Annotated in this window: 15 protein-coding genes and 1 riboswitch; of the genes, 5 read left to right on the top strand and 10 right to left on the bottom strand. The window is 38.0% G+C overall.

Features of this window, described 5'->3' with window-relative positions:
* Positions 1 to 232 precede the first annotated feature (232 nt).
* On the top strand, positions 233 to 1,216 hold the full coding sequence (locus IGL17_RS00950; RefSeq protein ID WP_002356251.1) for an L-lactate dehydrogenase: 984 nt from the start codon (positions 233 to 235) through the stop codon (positions 1,214 to 1,216).
* 225 nt (positions 1,217 to 1,441) lie between these two features.
* Here the strand turns inward: IGL17_RS00950 and IGL17_RS00945 are convergent, their stop codons facing one another.
* Both IGL17_RS00945 and IGL17_RS00940 read right to left on the bottom strand, forming a co-directional pair.
* Positions 1,442 to 2,932: an aldehyde dehydrogenase family protein gene (locus IGL17_RS00945; RefSeq protein WP_002361555.1), complete on the bottom strand. Its 1,491-nt coding sequence runs from the start codon at positions 2,930 to 2,932 to the stop codon at positions 1,442 to 1,444.
* A gap of 276 nt (positions 2,933 to 3,208) precedes the next feature.
* The gene (locus tag IGL17_RS00940; protein ID WP_016617854.1) at positions 3,209 to 4,720 is read right to left on the bottom strand and encodes a glucosaminidase domain-containing protein; all 1,512 of its coding nucleotides are present in this window, start codon (positions 4,718 to 4,720) and stop codon (positions 3,209 to 3,211) included.
* 294 nt (positions 4,721 to 5,014) lie between these two features.
* On the opposite strand from IGL17_RS00940, the gene IGL17_RS00935 reads away from it, so the two are divergent.
* Positions 5,015 to 6,159 (top strand): IS3 family transposase gene (locus IGL17_RS00935; protein ID WP_202255333.1). Its coding sequence is split into 2 segments (ribosomal slippage): positions 5,015 to 5,288 and positions 5,288 to 6,159, totalling 1,146 coding nucleotides; the frame shifts between segments, so codons are not numbered across the junction.
* 60 nt (positions 6,160 to 6,219) lie between these two features.
* Here the strand turns inward: IGL17_RS00935 and IGL17_RS00930 are convergent.
* From IGL17_RS00930 to IGL17_RS00920, 3 genes are read right to left on the bottom strand one after another with little or no spacing between them, the layout of a single operon-like run.
* Positions 6,220 to 6,732 carry a transcription repressor NadR gene (locus IGL17_RS00930; RefSeq protein ID WP_002356248.1) on the bottom strand — a complete coding sequence of 171 codons (513 nt, stop codon included), beginning with the start codon at positions 6,730 to 6,732 and terminating at the stop codon, positions 6,220 to 6,222.
* Between the two features lie 10 nt (positions 6,733 to 6,742).
* The gene (locus IGL17_RS00925; protein WP_010823379.1) at positions 6,743 to 7,588 is read right to left on the bottom strand and encodes a chorismate mutase; all 846 of its coding nucleotides are present in this window, start codon (positions 7,586 to 7,588) and stop codon (positions 6,743 to 6,745) included.
* 4 nt (positions 7,589 to 7,592) lie between these two features.
* The gene (locus IGL17_RS00920; RefSeq protein ID WP_016618186.1) at positions 7,593 to 8,306 is read right to left on the bottom strand and encodes an NAD-dependent protein deacylase; all 714 of its coding nucleotides are present in this window, start codon (positions 8,304 to 8,306) and stop codon (positions 7,593 to 7,595) included.
* 172 nt (positions 8,307 to 8,478) lie between these two features.
* Between IGL17_RS00920 and IGL17_RS00915 the strand changes: the two genes are divergently transcribed.
* On the top strand, positions 8,479 to 8,775 hold the full coding sequence (locus IGL17_RS00915) for a hypothetical protein (RefSeq protein ID WP_002356244.1): 297 nt from the start codon (positions 8,479 to 8,481) through the stop codon (positions 8,773 to 8,775).
* Between the two features lie 118 nt (positions 8,776 to 8,893).
* Here the strand turns inward: IGL17_RS00915 and IGL17_RS00910 are convergent, their stop codons facing one another.
* From IGL17_RS00910 to IGL17_RS00895, 4 genes are read right to left on the bottom strand one after another with little or no spacing between them, the layout of a single operon-like run.
* Complete coding sequence (locus tag IGL17_RS00910) at positions 8,894 to 9,229, bottom strand: hypothetical protein (RefSeq protein ID WP_078126870.1); 336 nt, start codon at positions 9,227 to 9,229, stop codon at positions 8,894 to 8,896.
* Positions 9,230 to 9,232: 3 nt separating this feature from the next.
* The gene (locus IGL17_RS00905) at positions 9,233 to 9,523 is read right to left on the bottom strand and encodes a hypothetical protein (protein ID WP_016618245.1); all 291 of its coding nucleotides are present in this window, start codon (positions 9,521 to 9,523) and stop codon (positions 9,233 to 9,235) included.
* Between the two features lie 13 nt (positions 9,524 to 9,536).
* Positions 9,537 to 10,850 carry a hypothetical protein gene (locus IGL17_RS00900; protein WP_202255321.1) on the bottom strand — a complete coding sequence of 438 codons (1,314 nt, stop codon included), beginning with the start codon at positions 10,848 to 10,850 and terminating at the stop codon, positions 9,537 to 9,539.
* Positions 10,851 to 10,863: 13 nt separating this feature from the next.
* On the bottom strand, positions 10,864 to 11,409 hold the full coding sequence (locus IGL17_RS00895; protein ID WP_016618577.1) for a hypothetical protein: 546 nt from the start codon (positions 11,407 to 11,409) through the stop codon (positions 10,864 to 10,866).
* Positions 11,410 to 11,994: 585 nt separating this feature from the next.
* Positions 11,995 to 12,169, top strand: a riboswitch (Lysine riboswitch).
* Positions 12,170 to 12,363: 194 nt separating this feature from the next.
* Between IGL17_RS00895 and IGL17_RS00890 the strand changes: the two genes are divergently transcribed.
* Positions 12,364 to 13,947 (top strand): ABC transporter permease subunit, encoded by a 1,584-nt coding sequence (locus IGL17_RS00890; RefSeq protein ID WP_033623931.1) that lies wholly within the window; start codon positions 12,364 to 12,366, stop codon positions 13,945 to 13,947.
* An 11-nt stretch (positions 13,948 to 13,958) separates the two neighbouring features.
* Positions 13,959 to 14,699, top strand: a complete 741-nt coding sequence (locus IGL17_RS00885; RefSeq protein ID WP_002356242.1) for an amino acid ABC transporter ATP-binding protein — start codon at positions 13,959 to 13,961, stop codon at positions 14,697 to 14,699.
* Between the two features lie 44 nt (positions 14,700 to 14,743).
* Here the strand turns inward: IGL17_RS00885 and IGL17_RS00880 are convergent, their stop codons facing one another.
* A complete protein-coding gene (locus IGL17_RS00880) occupies positions 14,744 to 15,328 on the bottom strand; it encodes a TIGR00730 family Rossman fold protein (protein ID WP_016618575.1) in 585 nt (194 codons plus the stop codon).
* Positions 15,329 to 15,409: the final 81 nt, after the last annotated feature.

The raw sequence follows: 15,409 nt of genomic DNA, 5'->3' as shown, positions 1-15,409 counted from the left end.
GTCTTTGAAGATTAAGAAAGATGTAAAAAAATTTTTTAGAAATTTAAATATGCGTAAGATAGTGAAATTACGCACATGTAAGAGCTACCATTTTGAAACAGGTCTGAAAACTGTATCATTTTTACAATCAAAGTTCGTGACATTTTTTACAAACCATGTTACTATCACTTTAGCAACAGGAAATAAAAACTCGTTGCTCACGAAAAAGAATGTAGAGGAAGGAATGGTACACATGACTGCAGCCGCAGGGAATAAAGATCACCAAAAAGTAATTTTAGTCGGGGACGGTGCCGTAGGTTCTAGCTATGCCTTTGCTTTAGTAACTCAGAATATTGCTCAAGAAGTTGGGATTATTGATATTAATGTACCAAAAACTGAAGGAGACGCGTTGGACTTATCTCACGCATTAGCATTTACTTCTCCTAAAAAAATCTATGCTGCTACTTATGACGATTGCCATGATGCAGACTTAGTTGTCTTAACAGCTGGCGCGCCTCAAAAACCAGGCGAAACTCGTTTAGACTTAGTTCATAAAAACTTGAAAATTAATAAAGAAATCGTTACAACAATTGTTGATTCTGGTTTCAACGGTATCTTCTTAGTTGCCGCAAACCCAGTTGATATTTTGACTTATTCAACTTGGAAATTCTCTGGCTTCCCGAAAGAACGAGTAATCGGTTCAGGAACTTCACTAGATTCTGCTCGTTTCCGTCAAGCAATTGCCGAATTAGTTGACGTTGATGCACGAAATGTCCATGCCTACATCTTAGGGGAACACGGAGATACAGAATTCCCAGTTTGGTCACATGCGAATGTCGCTGGCTTACAAATTTACGAATGGGTGAAAAATAATCCTGACGTCGATGAAGAAGCAATGGTTAATTTATTCTTCAACGTACGCGACGCTGCTTACACAATCATCGAGAAAAAAGGAGCTACTTTCTATGGAATCGCGGTTGCACTAGCGCGTATCACTAAAGCTATCCTAAACGATGAAAACTCTGTGTTACCATTATCTGTTTATTTAGAAGGTGAATATGGTCAAAACGATATTTATATCGGTGCACCAGCGATCATCAACCGCCAAGGAGTTAAACAAGTCATTGAAATTCCATTAACAGATGCTGAACAAGAAAAAATGGAAGCTTCTGCTTCTGCATTAAAAGAAGTTATTGAAACAGCTTTTGCTAAATTTGAAGCAGAAGAAGCAAAATAACTCCTTCTATAATAGTCGAAAATTTAAAACAACCAAGAGTGGCCACTATTGTTACTCCGCTTTAAAGCCTGGTACAAAAATCCAAAGTGATTTTTGCACCAGGCTTTACTTTTAATCTGTTTTACTTTACTCATCACGCAACTTTTTCAAAAAATTATTGTTTTGTTTAGCTCGAAAATAACAATAGCCACAAATAAGTTTGTTATCTAAAATTCACTACACTACTTAATACAGTCCATCTGCTTCTTCTTTTGTCACAATGTAAATATTTTTCATTTGCGTATAAGCATCTAGCATTGATTTATGCGTTTCTCGACCAATTCCTGATTTTTTATAACCGCCAAATGGCGCGCCCGCAGGCAATTGATTGTATGTGTTGACCCACATCCGACCTGTCCGTACACCACGAGCAACCCGTAATGCCACATTGATATCTTGAGAAAAGACGGCACCACCTAGACCATATTCAGAATCATTAGCTAAACGAATGACTTCTTCTTCCGTTTCAAATTTAATCACTGTTGCAACAGGACCAAAGATTTCTTCTTGGGCCACGCACATTGTATTCGTGCCGTTCGCTAATAACGTAGGTGCTAAAAACGCCCCCTTGTCTAGCCCATTTTCTGTTAAACGTTGCCCACCAGTAATCAGTGTAGCTCCTTCCTTCACACCAATTTCGACATATTTTAAAATTTCTTCCAATTGATGCTCATTGATCTGAGCGCCCATTTCAACATCTTTTTCCCACGGGAAACCAACGTTCACTTGTTCAAACTTTTCCTTTAAAGCTTCTACAAATTGATCATAAATACCTGACTGAACGAACACACGAGACCCAGCACAACAAACTTGCCCTTGATTGAATAAAATCCCTAACTGCACGCCTTCTAATGCACGTTCCCAATTGGCATCTTCAAAAATAATGTTGGCTGATTTTCCGCCAAGTTCTAAAGTGGCTGGAATTAGGCGGTCGGCCGCCGCTTTAGCGACAGTGTACCCCACCTCTGTTGAACCTGTAAAAGCTAGCTTATCAAACCCTGGATGTGCCAACATATAATTTCCTGAATCAGAACCACGACCGGTGATTAAATTCACTACTCCTTTCGGCAAGACTTGATCAAAAATTTTAAACAATTCCAACAGACTTAATGATGTGCTCGAGGACGGATGAATCACAACCGTATTACCTGCTGCCAACGCTGGTGCTAATTTCCAAGCACCCATTAATAAGGGGAAATTCCACGGAATAATTTGACCCACAACACCAATGGGTTCTTTCACAACAATGGATAACGTATCCTTATCAAATTCTTTGACAGACCCTTCTTCTCCACGAATCACACTAGCAAAATACCGAAAATGGTCTGCACTGGCAGGGACATCAATTGATTGCGTTTCCCGAAGCGGTTTTCCATTATCTAAAGTCTCCACCATAGCCAAATGTTCTTGATTTTCTTCAATCAAATCAGCAATTTTCAATAAAAGATTGCTTCTTGTTACAACATCAACATCTTTCCATGTCTGAAACGCTTCTTGGGCTGCTTCTACAGCTCGATCCACATCTGCATTTGTGGCATCTACAAATTCTGCTAATTTTTCACCATTACTAGGATTGTAACTAGCAATCATTTTGTTACCACTACCTGTTGTCCACTCTCCATTAATATACAATTGATAGCTACTGGCAACTACTTGATTTATTTCTTTTTTACTCATTTACCCACCTCTTTTTTTATTTTTGTATCCGCTTACAATTATAAGACATCTTCCACCTAAAAGTAAATGATTCTACCTAAAAAAAATATAGCTCTCAGCGACTGTTGCTAACTCACCCCGACCTGAAATCTCCTGGCAATATCTGAATGTATTAAACTTTATTGGAGAGAACTTTTGCCACAAAAAAAGCTAGCACTGAAGAATTAAAATTGCTTCTTCAGTGCTAGCTTTGATTTTTCCAACTCATTCGTTCTTATTGACAAAGAGCTGATTTTTTTATTTATCTTTTGGAACGATATAGTTCATTAAATGTGTTTCATCGGCTGAGATTGTACGTGTCGAAACAACGTTTAATCCCTTCACGTTCATTTCAGAAATTAAGATGCTACCATCTTTAAAGACTTTTTCCACAAATGCGACATGACCATAAGTATTGTCTGCGCCTAAAACGCCAGCTGGGAAGGAAACCGCTGCGCCTGCTTTTGGTGTACGACTTACTTTGTACCCGCGTGCACGACCTGTTTCGCCCCAATCTTGACCATTCCCCATTGTTAAGTCCACACGTTTACCTAATTGCGTAATACGGTTGTAGACATATTGTGTACAGTTGCCCCAAGCATAACTATTAAAGGTGTCATAGTTTTTGCCATTATAGGCTGGGAAATTTGATTCCATTGGTTCAACGGTTGCTTTTTCTTTATCATAATAAGTTAAATCGTATGTTTTAATTAACGCATTTAATTTCTTATGGTAATCTTTGTCCGTTGCGTATTTTCCTGTTAGGAAACGTGTCGCTTCTTTGTATGATTTGGCTTCCGTTTTCCAGACACCATGATAGAAATCTTTATTGGAATCTAAACCATTTTTCAATAATTTCGCATAATCTTCCATTGATTCTTTATACGTTGGATATTGACGGAATTTTGCTTCTACTGTGTATAGGTTACCGAAACCATTGTCTTCATAGGTAATAAAAGAAACAGATTGACCTTTGTAATCGCCTTTAATACCAAACAAATTGTAGTTTGGTTTCTGGCTTAATTTACTATTGCCGCTGCCACTTTCTAAAATTGCTTGAGCAATCATCACACTAGCATATAAGTTTTTGTCCTTGGCCACTTTCCGAGCAGATTCACCGATTTCTTGAATAAACTCTTCTGTCTTCTTCGTTTTGCTGACCGTAAACGTCTCATCGTCTTCCACTAACCCAACCGTTTCATTTGTAACCGGTGGGACTATTTCGGGCTGCGGTGTTGACGCTGCTGGTTGTTCTACTGGCTTTTCAGCTGGCGCTGTTGGTGTCACTGGTTTCGCCGGCTGTTTTGATTCAGAAGTACTCGTGCCAGGTTTTGGCTGTTCTTTAGAAGAACTTGGTGTAGTCGTCGGCGTGGTACTTGATTCAGTTGTACTTGTTGACGTAGAATCTGTGGTTGACTCTGTTGCACTCGTTGAGGTGGAGTCAGTAGTCGATTCTGTCGTACTTGTGGATGTTGAATCCGTTGTGGAATCTGTCGTTTCGGTTCCTGACGTTTCCGTGGACTCCGTGGTTGCAGATTCACTTGATTCGGTTGAACTTTCTGTTTCAGTTGTTGATTCTTCTGTCGCTTCTGTTGTTTCACTAGTCGCTGTCGTTTCAGTGGCTTCAGCAGTTGTTGCTTCTGCGGTTGTTTCTGCAACAGAACTATTTTCAGCTACCAAGTTATTACCTTCTGCAAATGCACCTACTGGCATTGATGAACCTAAAAGTAATAAGGTAGAGAACAGGGCAAATTGTTTTTTCATACTCATTCTCCTTTTTTATTTTTCTCCATTTATTTTTATGTACCAACATATATAATTGACATAGTTATTGTTTAAATGGCTCCTTTTTTAATAGTATACTGTTTCATAAAAAATTTCTAGCAAAAAGTTAAAAAAATAGAAGAAAATTCACAAATTCTTCTATCTTTTTTTGGTAATTTTCTAAGAAAAAAAAGAAAGGGCTTGAACAAACTGAACTGACCCAATAAACTGAGACAAAATAAAAAAGCACCTCTTGTTGAATTCACGTTAAAATGAATTTAACTAGGAGGTGCTTTTTCAATGGGAAATCGAGTGTCTTATCCGATTCACATCAAAGAAATGGCTATACAGATGAAAAAAGAGAATATTCCTGTAAAAATGATTATGGAAGAATTAGGCATTAAAAACAAAACACAAATTGAAACATGGTGGCGTTGGTACCGTAATGGCGAGAATCATCGTCTGGTTCAACCCGTTGGAAAACAATATGCTTATGGAAAAGGTCCAGAAATTCGATCAAATGAACAACAGCTTAGAAATGAAAATAACTATTTAAAAATGCATATTGAGGTGCTAAAAAAGTACAAAGAATTGGAAAGGACGTGGAGCCAGAAATATTTGTAGAATTAGTTAAAAAAATGAAAGGAAAAATAACCATTACTGCATTGTGTCAACTTTTCGGCGTTTCGCGAGCTACTTATTATCGTTGGACTCATCGAAAAGACTTGGGAAAGTTAACACCTCTTGAAGAAGCCGTTCGTCGACTTTGCTTCCAGCATAAGTTTCGATATGGCTATCGAAAGATTACTGCGTTGATTAATCAGGAATACAAAGTAAACAAAAACACCGTACAAAAGATTATGCAGAAATATCATTGGAATTGTCGCGTGAAAATGAAGAAACGCAGTAAAGTGGGACAACCTTACACGGTTGTCGAGAACAAGCTAAATAGACAATTTTCTTCAGACGCTCCTTTAAAGAAATTGGTAACAGATATTACTTATCTGCCTTTTGGTCAAAAGCAATTGTATTTGTCTTCAATTATGGATTTATACAATGGTGAAATTATCGCCTATACCATCGGTGATAAGCAAGATACGGCTTTTGTTCTGGATACACTTGATCAATTGCCCCAAACAACGGATTGTCTATTGCATAGTGATCAGGGCTCTGTTTATACTTCTTTTGACTACCAGAATCAAATAAAAACAAAAGGCATTACCATGAGTATGTCCCGCAAAGGGACACCTTCAGATAATGCCTGCATCGAATCGTTTCATGCCTCACTAAAGTCTGAAACGTTCTACTTAGATGGGCTCACAAATGAACCTACATCTATTGTAATAGAAATTGTAAAAAAATACATTACTTATTATAATGAAAGTCGAATTCAACAAAAACTAGACTACCAATCGCCGATAGATTATCGGAAATCAGCAGTCTAGGAAAATGCTTTTTTATTCCTGTCTCACAGTTCCAAACATCAACGTCCTCTCTTTTTCTCGTTATCCTTCAAACAAAATACTTTTTTTTCGAAGCGCCTCTTTGATTTCTTGGAAAGTTTCTTCGTCTGCACAGCGAATAGTATGCAGATGGACGCCTCCTGTTAAAACTGATAGTAATGTAGCATGCTCTTTTTGATACTTGTCCATAAATTTATCAATATCTTTCTCTGATTGAATGCGCAAACTGCCAATTAATTCCCCATAAAGCGGATGTGCAATACTCACATCTACCACTTCTCCACCTTTGGCAACAATGACTGACAATTCTTCTCTCGTTTGTTCAGGTGTATGTTGACAAGCAATTTTCCGTTCAATTCCTTCTAAAGGTTGTTCCAACATATACCCTCGAGCTGTTGCGACAATTTCGACCCCTGTCGCCCGTAATAGAGCGACATCTCCTACAATAATTTGTCTGCTGACATCAAAAGCTTTTGCAAAACGAGTGGCACTAATTGGCTTTTCGGTCTCTCTTAATCTTTTAACAATCTCTCTTCTTCTGATTTCTCCATCCACGACCTTCGCCTCACTCTCCTAAATGTTTTTCTTGGAAACGTTTAGAGGCGTCCATAATTCCCTGGAAAGTCTCAGATAATGTCTCTTCATAATCGGCATTTTCAACATGATTCAGAATAGTTTCTAATACTTGTTGTTCTCTTTCAGAATCAAAAACCGCATGACCTGCTTTCTTTTTCACTGCAGCAATCTCTGCGACGACGTCCATCCGCTGTTCTAATAAACGGACCAGTTCCTTATCGATTTGGTTAATCTTTGCTCGTTGTTGTTCTAAAGAAGTTGTTGGAGCGTCATCTTCAGTCAATTCTTTAATTATCCGTGCTGGATTACCTGCGATCACACAGTTTTCTGGGAACGATTTGGTCACAACAGCACCTGCTGCCACCACTACATTATCGCCTAATGTTACGCCAGGAAGGACAATCGCTCCACCGCCAATCCAAACATTGTTGCCAATGATAATTCGTTTCCCTGATTCCATTCCGCTATTACGCTTGGCCGCTTGTAATGGATGCTCGGCTGTATAAAGTTGCACATTGGGGCCAAACATACAGTTATCGCCAATTTCAATTGGACAAACATCTAAAAAAACGTTATTAAAATTGGCATAGAAATTTTTTCCCACAGAAATGTTGTAGCCGTAATCAAATTGAATCATCGGTTCGATGTACGTCCCGACACCCACTTTTCCAAATGTTTCTTCTATTAATTGACGACGAATATATGTGTCTGGTTGTTGGTTAATTAACGCCATTTGTTCACGGGCTTTTTTGCGATCAGCCACTAATTCAGGATCTGAGGCAAAATATAGTGCACCTGCGATCATTTTTTCTTTTTCTGATTTAAATTCTTCCATTCCGTTACTCCTTTATCGTTAATTCTGCAAATATCGTTTCGGCTTTCGCTTCTAAAAAATAATAAGGTTGTTGTAAAAATAGCGGCGTTTGATTAATGGCTAAAATAGCTGCCGTTGGTTGTTTATAATGAATCAAATCACAAAATGGATGCACTTGAAAACTCGTGCCGACAATCACGATTAAGTCGGCAGAAGCAACGGCCTGAATGGCTTTTTCGATTGCCTCTTCGGATAATCCTTCTTCATACAAAGTAATAGCTGGACGGATTTGTCCATGACAGTCTGCGTGCCGATCACTAAGTAAATAGTCTTGCCAAGGAACCGTTGTACCACAAGTTTGGCAATAACATTCATATAAATTACCGTGAAAGTCCACCACTTCTTGGCTACCTGCTTTTCGATGAAGCCCATCAATATTTTGTGAAACAATTTTTCCCCGTTTCATTTGCTCTAATTGTGCCATTTTCTGGTGAATGATATTAGGTTGTGCGTCTGGATGATAGAGCGTTTTAACGAATTGATAAAACTTTTCTGACTCTGTTTTTAAGCAAGTCCGGCTCAATAAGTATTCCGGTTGCTGGATTCCTTGATAGACACCTTTTAAGGAACGATAATCTGGCACACCTGAGGCTGTCGAGATACCCGCACCTGTTAAAAATGTGATTTTTTGTTGGGTTGCCAACCAATGAATTGCCTCGGCTTGCGTGATATCTTGCATATCGATTCAGCTCCTAATCTTCTATATTATAACGTATTTTAACATTAGCACCAAAAGTTTTTCCACTTTTTGAAAACTTCTTACCTATATATTGATTTATCTTGAAAGAGTTTGTGACAAATTTCTCAACTCGTGGTAAAATATGCATGAGTAAAAGTGAGGTGAAACAACAATGGTCGCATTTATTATTTATTGGGCTGCAATTATTGCCTGCATCGCTTGGGGCGTTTTAAGCATTTGGTTCTCTGTTTTTTATCTTTCTCGTAAAGAAAACGGAAATCTTTGGGCTTTTGCGTTCTTCAACGTTATCGCTATTATCGCCTTAGCAATTGTTTTATTAGTTTACAAAACTTGGGATTTCGGTATCTTAACTTACTCAAGTCTAATTTATACAATTTTAGCTTCTTTAGGTGTATTGACTGTTCTTCAAGCTATTTTAGGTCGTGAACCAAAAGCTGTCAAAGCTTAAGTGATTGTTTAAAAAACCTTGAATTCGTATGAATTCAAGGTTTTTTTAAGACACTAATTGCGCACTGATATTCTTATTTCTTCAAAAAACATCCTGTCAATCCATATTTACCAATCCCTCACAAATCCATTCTTGCCATTTCTTCCAATTTCTCACTCTCTTTTCGATAATTTTTTCGCATGGTTTGTTCTGTTTCTTCTAGGATTGAAACAAACCGGTTTTCTGTTCGTTTCATTTCATCTAAACTGGTGGCTATTTGATGATGAAACATTCGTTTGTCCCAAGTATCATTTCTAGTAAAATAAGCCACCTTGTCTACTAGTTGGTTCGTTTGTTGTCTAAATCGCTGGATTTCAGCGGAAACATGTTGCTGTTGTTGATTGATTTTGCGCTTTTCTTGATAATAGTTGTCTTCAATCATCTGGTAACTGCGGCGTTTTTCTTCCGGTGTCATCTCTTAACCTCCTTTTGCTGGTGTTTTTAAATTTGCGTCAGGAATCGTTTTCAAATAATGGCTCGCTGCGTCCGCCACTTGCCCTTGAAACGCACCTTTTAAGGAAGAAGGCAACGTAGCTTTTGATTGTTTGCTCATCAATTCTGAAAGTTTCTTGATTGTATGTGTGGAGGTTTGTTTGATGGTTGCGATTCTGGTTTGTTTTGCTGTAATCACAGCTTGAATGGCTTGGCGTTCTTGTATCTTTTGTACGCGTTCTAATTCCAATTGAAGTTCTCTTTCCAGTTCATCCATGTGCGACATCCTTTCATTTCTGTGCAAATAACTGATTCCCTGCTTGGCGATCGTATTCTTGAATATTTTTAGCCGCAGTTGTTAACTTTTCACTAAATGTCATCAGTTTTTGATTATATTGTTGAACTTGTTTCCGATTGTGACTGGCCTGTGCCTCGTCCCACAAACGACTTTTTTCATAGGGTGCAATCATTGCTTGGACCTCAGAATAAGACAAATATTGTCTAATTTCATTGGCACTTGTTAAAATTTCCTTGGAAATTTCTGCTAACGCTTGTTCTGTGTCTTGCTGGCTTTGTTTCAACAATTTCTCCGCTTCTTCACCGATTGTCCTAGCCTGATTAGCTACCTGTAATGCCAAGTCTGCTCGTAACTTGATTTTTTGACCGCCAGAAGCACTGGCAATTTTTGTATGTAAAGAACGAATAGCTTTATCAGTACCAGATTTTAATTTTTCCAAATTCGCATTCGTTTGCGCAAATTCGCCATAGAGTTCTAAGTACTCCTGCACTCGTTTTTTCGCTTCGGCTTCATTATTTGTGGTGGGATCCCAGTCGCCATTTTTCTTTGCCCAGACTTTCGCTGCTAACTTGACTTGCTCCAAAGTCATATTCGGTGCGAAAATGCCATCTTTGGCTAAACGATCCAAATCCAAGTCGTCTCCATCAAAATAGTTGGCTAAAGTATTATGTTCACCAACCCCTGAAATCGAAGAAAGCGTGCCATATTTACTATCACGTCCTGACAGTGCTGCCCACGAATCATTTTGGTAGCGAATCAAAAATTCTGGATTTTCTTGTAGCCACTGTTTTTCACTCGTCGTTAAACGTTCAAATTGATTGCGGCCCCAATCATCAAAACTGGTGGTACGAAAGCCCATTTCTTGCCCGTATTTCCCTGCCATTTTCATCATGTAGCCACCTGATTGACTAAAGCCTGCAACATCGGTAATTGTGCCGTTTTGCGAGGCGATTTTTTGCTGCGTTTGTTTTAAAAATTTTTCAGCTTCCTGATATTCTTCAGAAAGTCCACCTACAAAAGCTGTCCCAGCTGTTTCAAAGCCTTTTTTACCTTCATCCCCAAAGGAATTGGTACCAGCGTACACGACAGCGACGTTGTTATAGTCAGGTTTACCTTGGTCATCTAAAGGCGCGATGGCCATGGCATTTAGTTGGCTGGATTGGGTGCTGGCGGCTTTGTTTATAAGGTAATAATCTTCCTCTAGCCCTTGAATAGATATTTTATTTCCATTTTCTCTATTTTGAACGATTTTTTTTGCTGAATCTATTGATTTTGCTAAAACTTCAGTAGTCATTTCATCACTCACTAAAACATGCCTCCTAATAAACTAATTCATGAATCTCTAAATTAGAGATTACTTTTGCATTTGAACTTCCTTCAGAAGATTTTTTAATTTTTTTAGACTCTGATATCTCTAATTTGTCTCCTATATTCAAGCCTTTTGTTGCATTTTCTACCTCCAACACTAAAATAGAATCTATTTTTTGAGGTCTTAGATAATCTAATTGAATATATTTTTCAAGTTTATCATCGTACTCAGTATTGTAATTTAACGTAAACGACATCGTAAAATAATTATCCTCAGATACATAAATTCTCACGTCACTATCCACATAATTCCCCAACAACGAAGGCCCATATCCTTTTGCATTCCGCCATTCCACGCCAACGCCTTGCCACTCAATCTTCTCAATGCCTTCATAGTTTTCTACTAAATAGTTCGATACATATTTTTGAATCAAATCGATTCCTTGTTGGTAATCTTTTTCTATTGCTTTTTTATCCATGTATTGTTTCCCTCCAATTCCTAAAATAATTAATATGATAGTAGCTAAGCTTATTAGCCACCACTTTCTTTTTTTCACTGACTCCCCTCCTTTCTTTTTATGTACACTAATTTTTTAAAACTTCTATGTTAAGCTATCTTCACTTCCTGATATTCTTCAGAAAGTCCACCTACAAAAGCTGTCTCTAAGCCTTTTTTCCTTGACTTTCTAATTTCACATTTTTACTGTTTGTTTGAACCTTCCTTTTAATCATATCAATTGCATTTGCTAAATACTCTGTTGTAATTTTTTTCTGCACCTTTTTTCCCCGTCTTCACATTTGCTTCAATTATTCGTTGAACGGTTTACTTATCTCTTTTATGTATATCTATAGGACATGTTTTTCTAACTCTACGCACTTTTTTATTCACTGAATATTCAAATAACTTTTGCTATCTTCAACTTAACACACTACACCCACCTTGTAAACGCTTAATTAACAGTGTGAAATCGCTCATCTCAAAACTATTCTTCTCTTTTATTATCTTTTTCTTTTACTTAATGTTACGCTAATTTCATGCTGTTTGTGTCCTCTTGATAAATTCCTTTGCTGGAACATATTGACTTTCTTCTGGATTTATCCTAAAATTAATAACTGAATTTAATAACTGAATAGTGCCTCAAAAAAGAGGTAGAGGTCGCGGTTTTTATTACGCTTGTGGAGTGAGAGGACACTGGGAAGCAAGTTTAGGATCAATCGCCGAAATGCATAACGGAGCCTCTTCTGTTGTGTGTTGGGACGTAAGTTAAGAGCTTGCGGACTGTCTTAGTAGTGATGCTAAGTTGTGCTATGTTTCGTTGAGGAATTTTTTTCGACATTACCTAGCAACCTTACATCTGTTTGGTTGTTTTTTTGTATTCAAAAATAGGTTGTGACAGAAGTATTCTCCTTTAAAAAGACAGAATCGCTTTTGCTCAGCTGATTATCAAAGCTTGTTGATTGAAAAAAGACAAAACGATCAATCAGACAAGAAATTTAAAGGAGAGAAAAAGATGAACAAAAAAGTTTTTTCATTCAGTCTACTACTTGTCACGCTATTTTCGTTACTTGGCATGACAACCCACGCTTCGGCGGAGGAAAATGGTGAATTTCGTGTCGGCATGGAAGCTGGCTACGCCCCTTTTAACTGGTCACAGAAAAATGACGCACATGGCGCAGTGCCTATTCAAGGCAACTCTTATGCAGGCGGCTATGATGTTCAAATTTCTAAAAAAATTGCCGATGGTTTAGGTCGTAAATTAGTAATCGTCCAAACCAAATGGGATGGCTTGGCGCCCGCCTTACAATCTGGAAAAATTGATGCCATTATCGCCGGAATGAGCCCAACCGCTGAACGAAAAAAAGAAATTGCTTTTACAAACCCTTATTATGAATCACAATTTGTCGTAATTGTAAAAAAAGATGGCAAATACGCTAATGCAAAAAGCTTGAAAGATTTAGCTGATGCTAAAATTACAGCTCAACTAAATACATTCCACTACGGATTAATTGATCAAATTCCAAATGTCAATAAACAGCAAGCAATGGATAACTTTTCGGCTATGCGAACAGCACTTGCTTCTGGCATGATTGATGGGTATGTTAGTGAACGCCCTGAAGGCATAACAGCAACTAGTGTCAATAAAGAATTAAAAATGTTAGAATTTCCAAAAGAAAATGGCTTTGATGCTAGCGCTGAAGACTCACAAGTAGCAGTCGGCATGCGTAAAGGCGATCCTGACATTGAAAAAGTAAACAAAATTTTAGCAGGTATTTCTCAAGATGAACGGACAAAAATTATGGACCAAGCAATCAAGGATCAACCTGCAGCAACAGATAGTGATGAACAAAAAACAGGACTTATTAACGATTTCAAAAATATTTGGAATCAATATGGCGACATGTTTTTACGTGGTGCTGGTTTAACGCTATTTATCGCGTTAATTGGGACAGTTGTCGGAACAACCCTTGGTTTACTAATTGGTGTCTTCCGTACAATTCCAGATTCTGAAAACCCAGTCGCTCGTTTCTTCCAAAAATTAGGAAATTTAATTCTTTCTATTTATATTGAAGTTTTCCGTGGTACACCAATGATGGTTCAAGCAATGGTTATTTTCTATGGTTTAGCTCTAGCTTTTGGCATCTCTTTAGACCGAACAGTGGCCGCATTATTTATCGTTTCTGTGAATACTGGTGCCTATATGTCTGAAATTGTTCGCGGAGGTATTTTCGCAGTAGATAAAGGACAATTCGAGGCAGCACAAGCGATCGGGATGACCCATGGACAAACAATGCGTAAAGTCGTTATTCCCCAAGTATTACGTAATATTTTACCTGCAACAGGGAATGAATTTGTCATTAATATCAAAGATACGGCCGTGTTAAGTGTTATCGGTGTTGCAGATTTATTCTTCCAAGGGAATGCTGCTTCTGGCGCAAACTTCCAGTTCTTCCAAACCTTTACAATTGTCGGCATCATGTACTTGGTAATGACTTTTGTGATCACACGAATCTTACGTGTTGTGGAACGTAAAATGGATGGCCCTTCTGCTTACGTTAAAGTAGAAGAATTAACTGAAGAAGGAAAAGAAAGCTAGGAGGCAAACAGATGAGTGCAATTATTGAAATTGAACATTTACGAAAAAGCTTTGGCGAAAACGAAGTATTAAAAGATATCAATATGAACGTCAATAAAGGAGAAGTTGTCACCATTATCGGTTCTTCTGGTTCTGGTAAATCAACGTTATTACGTTGTATTAATTTGTTAGAAAAACCAACAGATGGTAAAATCATCTATAATGGTAAAAATGTTTTAGAACGTGGTTATAGTTTGCCCAAATATCGGACCCATTTAGGTATGGTTTTCCAATCATTCAATTTATTTAATAACATGAATGTCTTAGAAAACTGTACTTCTGGTCAGATGACTGTCCTAAAAAGAAACAAAGAAGAAGCCAAAAAAATTGCCTTAGAAAATTTAGAAAAAGTTGGCATGGCTCGTTTTATTGATGCCAAACCTGCTCAATTGTCTGGTGGACAAAAGCAACGGGTAGCCATTGCTCGAGCATTATCAATGGATCCAGATGTTTTACTTTTCGATGAACCAACTTCTGCATTGGATCCTGAAATGGTTGGCGAAGTGCTAAAAACAATGAAAAATCTTGCCCATACAGGGCTAACAATGGTGATTGTAACACATGAAATGGAATTTGCGCGGGACGTATCCGATCGTGTTATTTTCATGGATAAAGGTGTCATTGCCGAAGAAGGGACCGCTGAAGATATTTTTGTCCATCCAAAAGAAGCTCGGACAAAAGAGTTCTTACATCGGATTTTAACGAAAAACTAGTAAAAAAGAGGCAGTCATTCTGGTTAAAGTGACTGCCTCTTTTGTTATTTTTTGTATTGACGAATCATTGGCGGTTCATAGGAATCAATAAATGCACCAATTTCTTCTAAGGAATCTGAAATGAAAATTTTAGCTCGATCCGCCGTTGTTAAGAAATTAGTTTCTACCATTTTATCAAAAAAGGCAGCTAATAAATCATAGTAACCATTCACGTTGTATAAAATACAAGGATTCATATGTTCACCGACTCGGCCCCAAGAGATCACCTCGCTAATTTCTTCTAGCGTGCCGGGACCACCGGGTAAAGCTAAATACACATCTGCCAATTCAATCATCTTTTTCTTACGCGCATGCATATCACTGACTGTATGCATCTTTGTAATGCCATTATGTGCAATCTCTCGTTCCATTAAAAAAGTGGGCATGACACCAATTACCTCTCCACCTTCTGCTAAAAGCGTGTCAGCCACCGTACCCATTAGACCAACATTGCCACCGCCATAAACTAGATCATAGTGATTTTCTTTCATCCAAGCGGCTAACGCTACTGCAGCTTGCTGATAGATTGGCTCATTCCCCAGACTGGCGCCACAATATACTGCCATTTTTTTCACAAACATACCCTCCATTTAGATAGATTCTTTTTTACCATCTATCCTCTGGTAGCTATGGTAGCATATTTTGATTTTCTCGAAAAGGTGCAGCCATTT

It is taken from the genome of Enterococcus sp. AZ088, assembly GCF_051714845.1.
In the GTDB taxonomy this organism is placed as follows: Bacteria; Bacillota; Bacilli; order Lactobacillales; family Enterococcaceae; genus Enterococcus; species Enterococcus faecalis.
Note: the sequence above shows the minus strand (reverse complement) of the source record. Positions and strands in the feature narration are given on the sequence as shown.

Bases quoted from the DNA above. Each gene is read 5' to 3' on its own strand.
- IGL17_RS00950 (WP_002356251.1), top strand. From the start codon at position 233: ATGACTGCAGCCGCAGGGAATAAAGATCACCAAAAAGTAATTTTAGTC.
- IGL17_RS00910 (WP_078126870.1), bottom strand. From the start codon at position 9,229: ATGACACCGGAAGAAAAACGCCGCAGTTACCAGATGATTGAAGACAAC.
- IGL17_RS00940 (WP_016617854.1), bottom strand. From the start codon at position 4,720: ATGAGTATGAAAAAACAATTTGCCCTGTTCTCTACCTTATTACTTTTA.
- IGL17_RS00905 (WP_016618245.1), bottom strand. From the start codon at position 9,523: ATGGATGAACTGGAAAGAGAACTTCAATTGGAATTAGAACGCGTACAA.
- IGL17_RS00945 (WP_002361555.1), bottom strand. From the start codon at position 2,932: ATGAGTAAAAAAGAAATAAATCAAGTAGTTGCCAGTAGCTATCAATTG.
- IGL17_RS00920 (WP_016618186.1), bottom strand. From the start codon at position 8,306: ATGCAAGATATCACGCAAGCCGAGGCAATTCATTGGTTGGCAACCCAA.
- IGL17_RS00885 (WP_002356242.1), top strand. From the start codon at position 13,959: ATGAGTGCAATTATTGAAATTGAACATTTACGAAAAAGCTTTGGCGAA.
- IGL17_RS00890 (WP_033623931.1), top strand. From the start codon at position 12,364: ATGAACAAAAAAGTTTTTTCATTCAGTCTACTACTTGTCACGCTATTT.
- IGL17_RS00880 (WP_016618575.1), bottom strand. From the start codon at position 15,328: ATGGAGGGTATGTTTGTGAAAAAAATGGCAGTATATTGTGGCGCCAGT.
- IGL17_RS00915 (WP_002356244.1), top strand. From the start codon at position 8,479: ATGGTCGCATTTATTATTTATTGGGCTGCAATTATTGCCTGCATCGCT.
- IGL17_RS00925 (WP_010823379.1), bottom strand. From the start codon at position 7,588: ATGGAAGAATTTAAATCAGAAAAAGAAAAAATGATCGCAGGTGCACTA.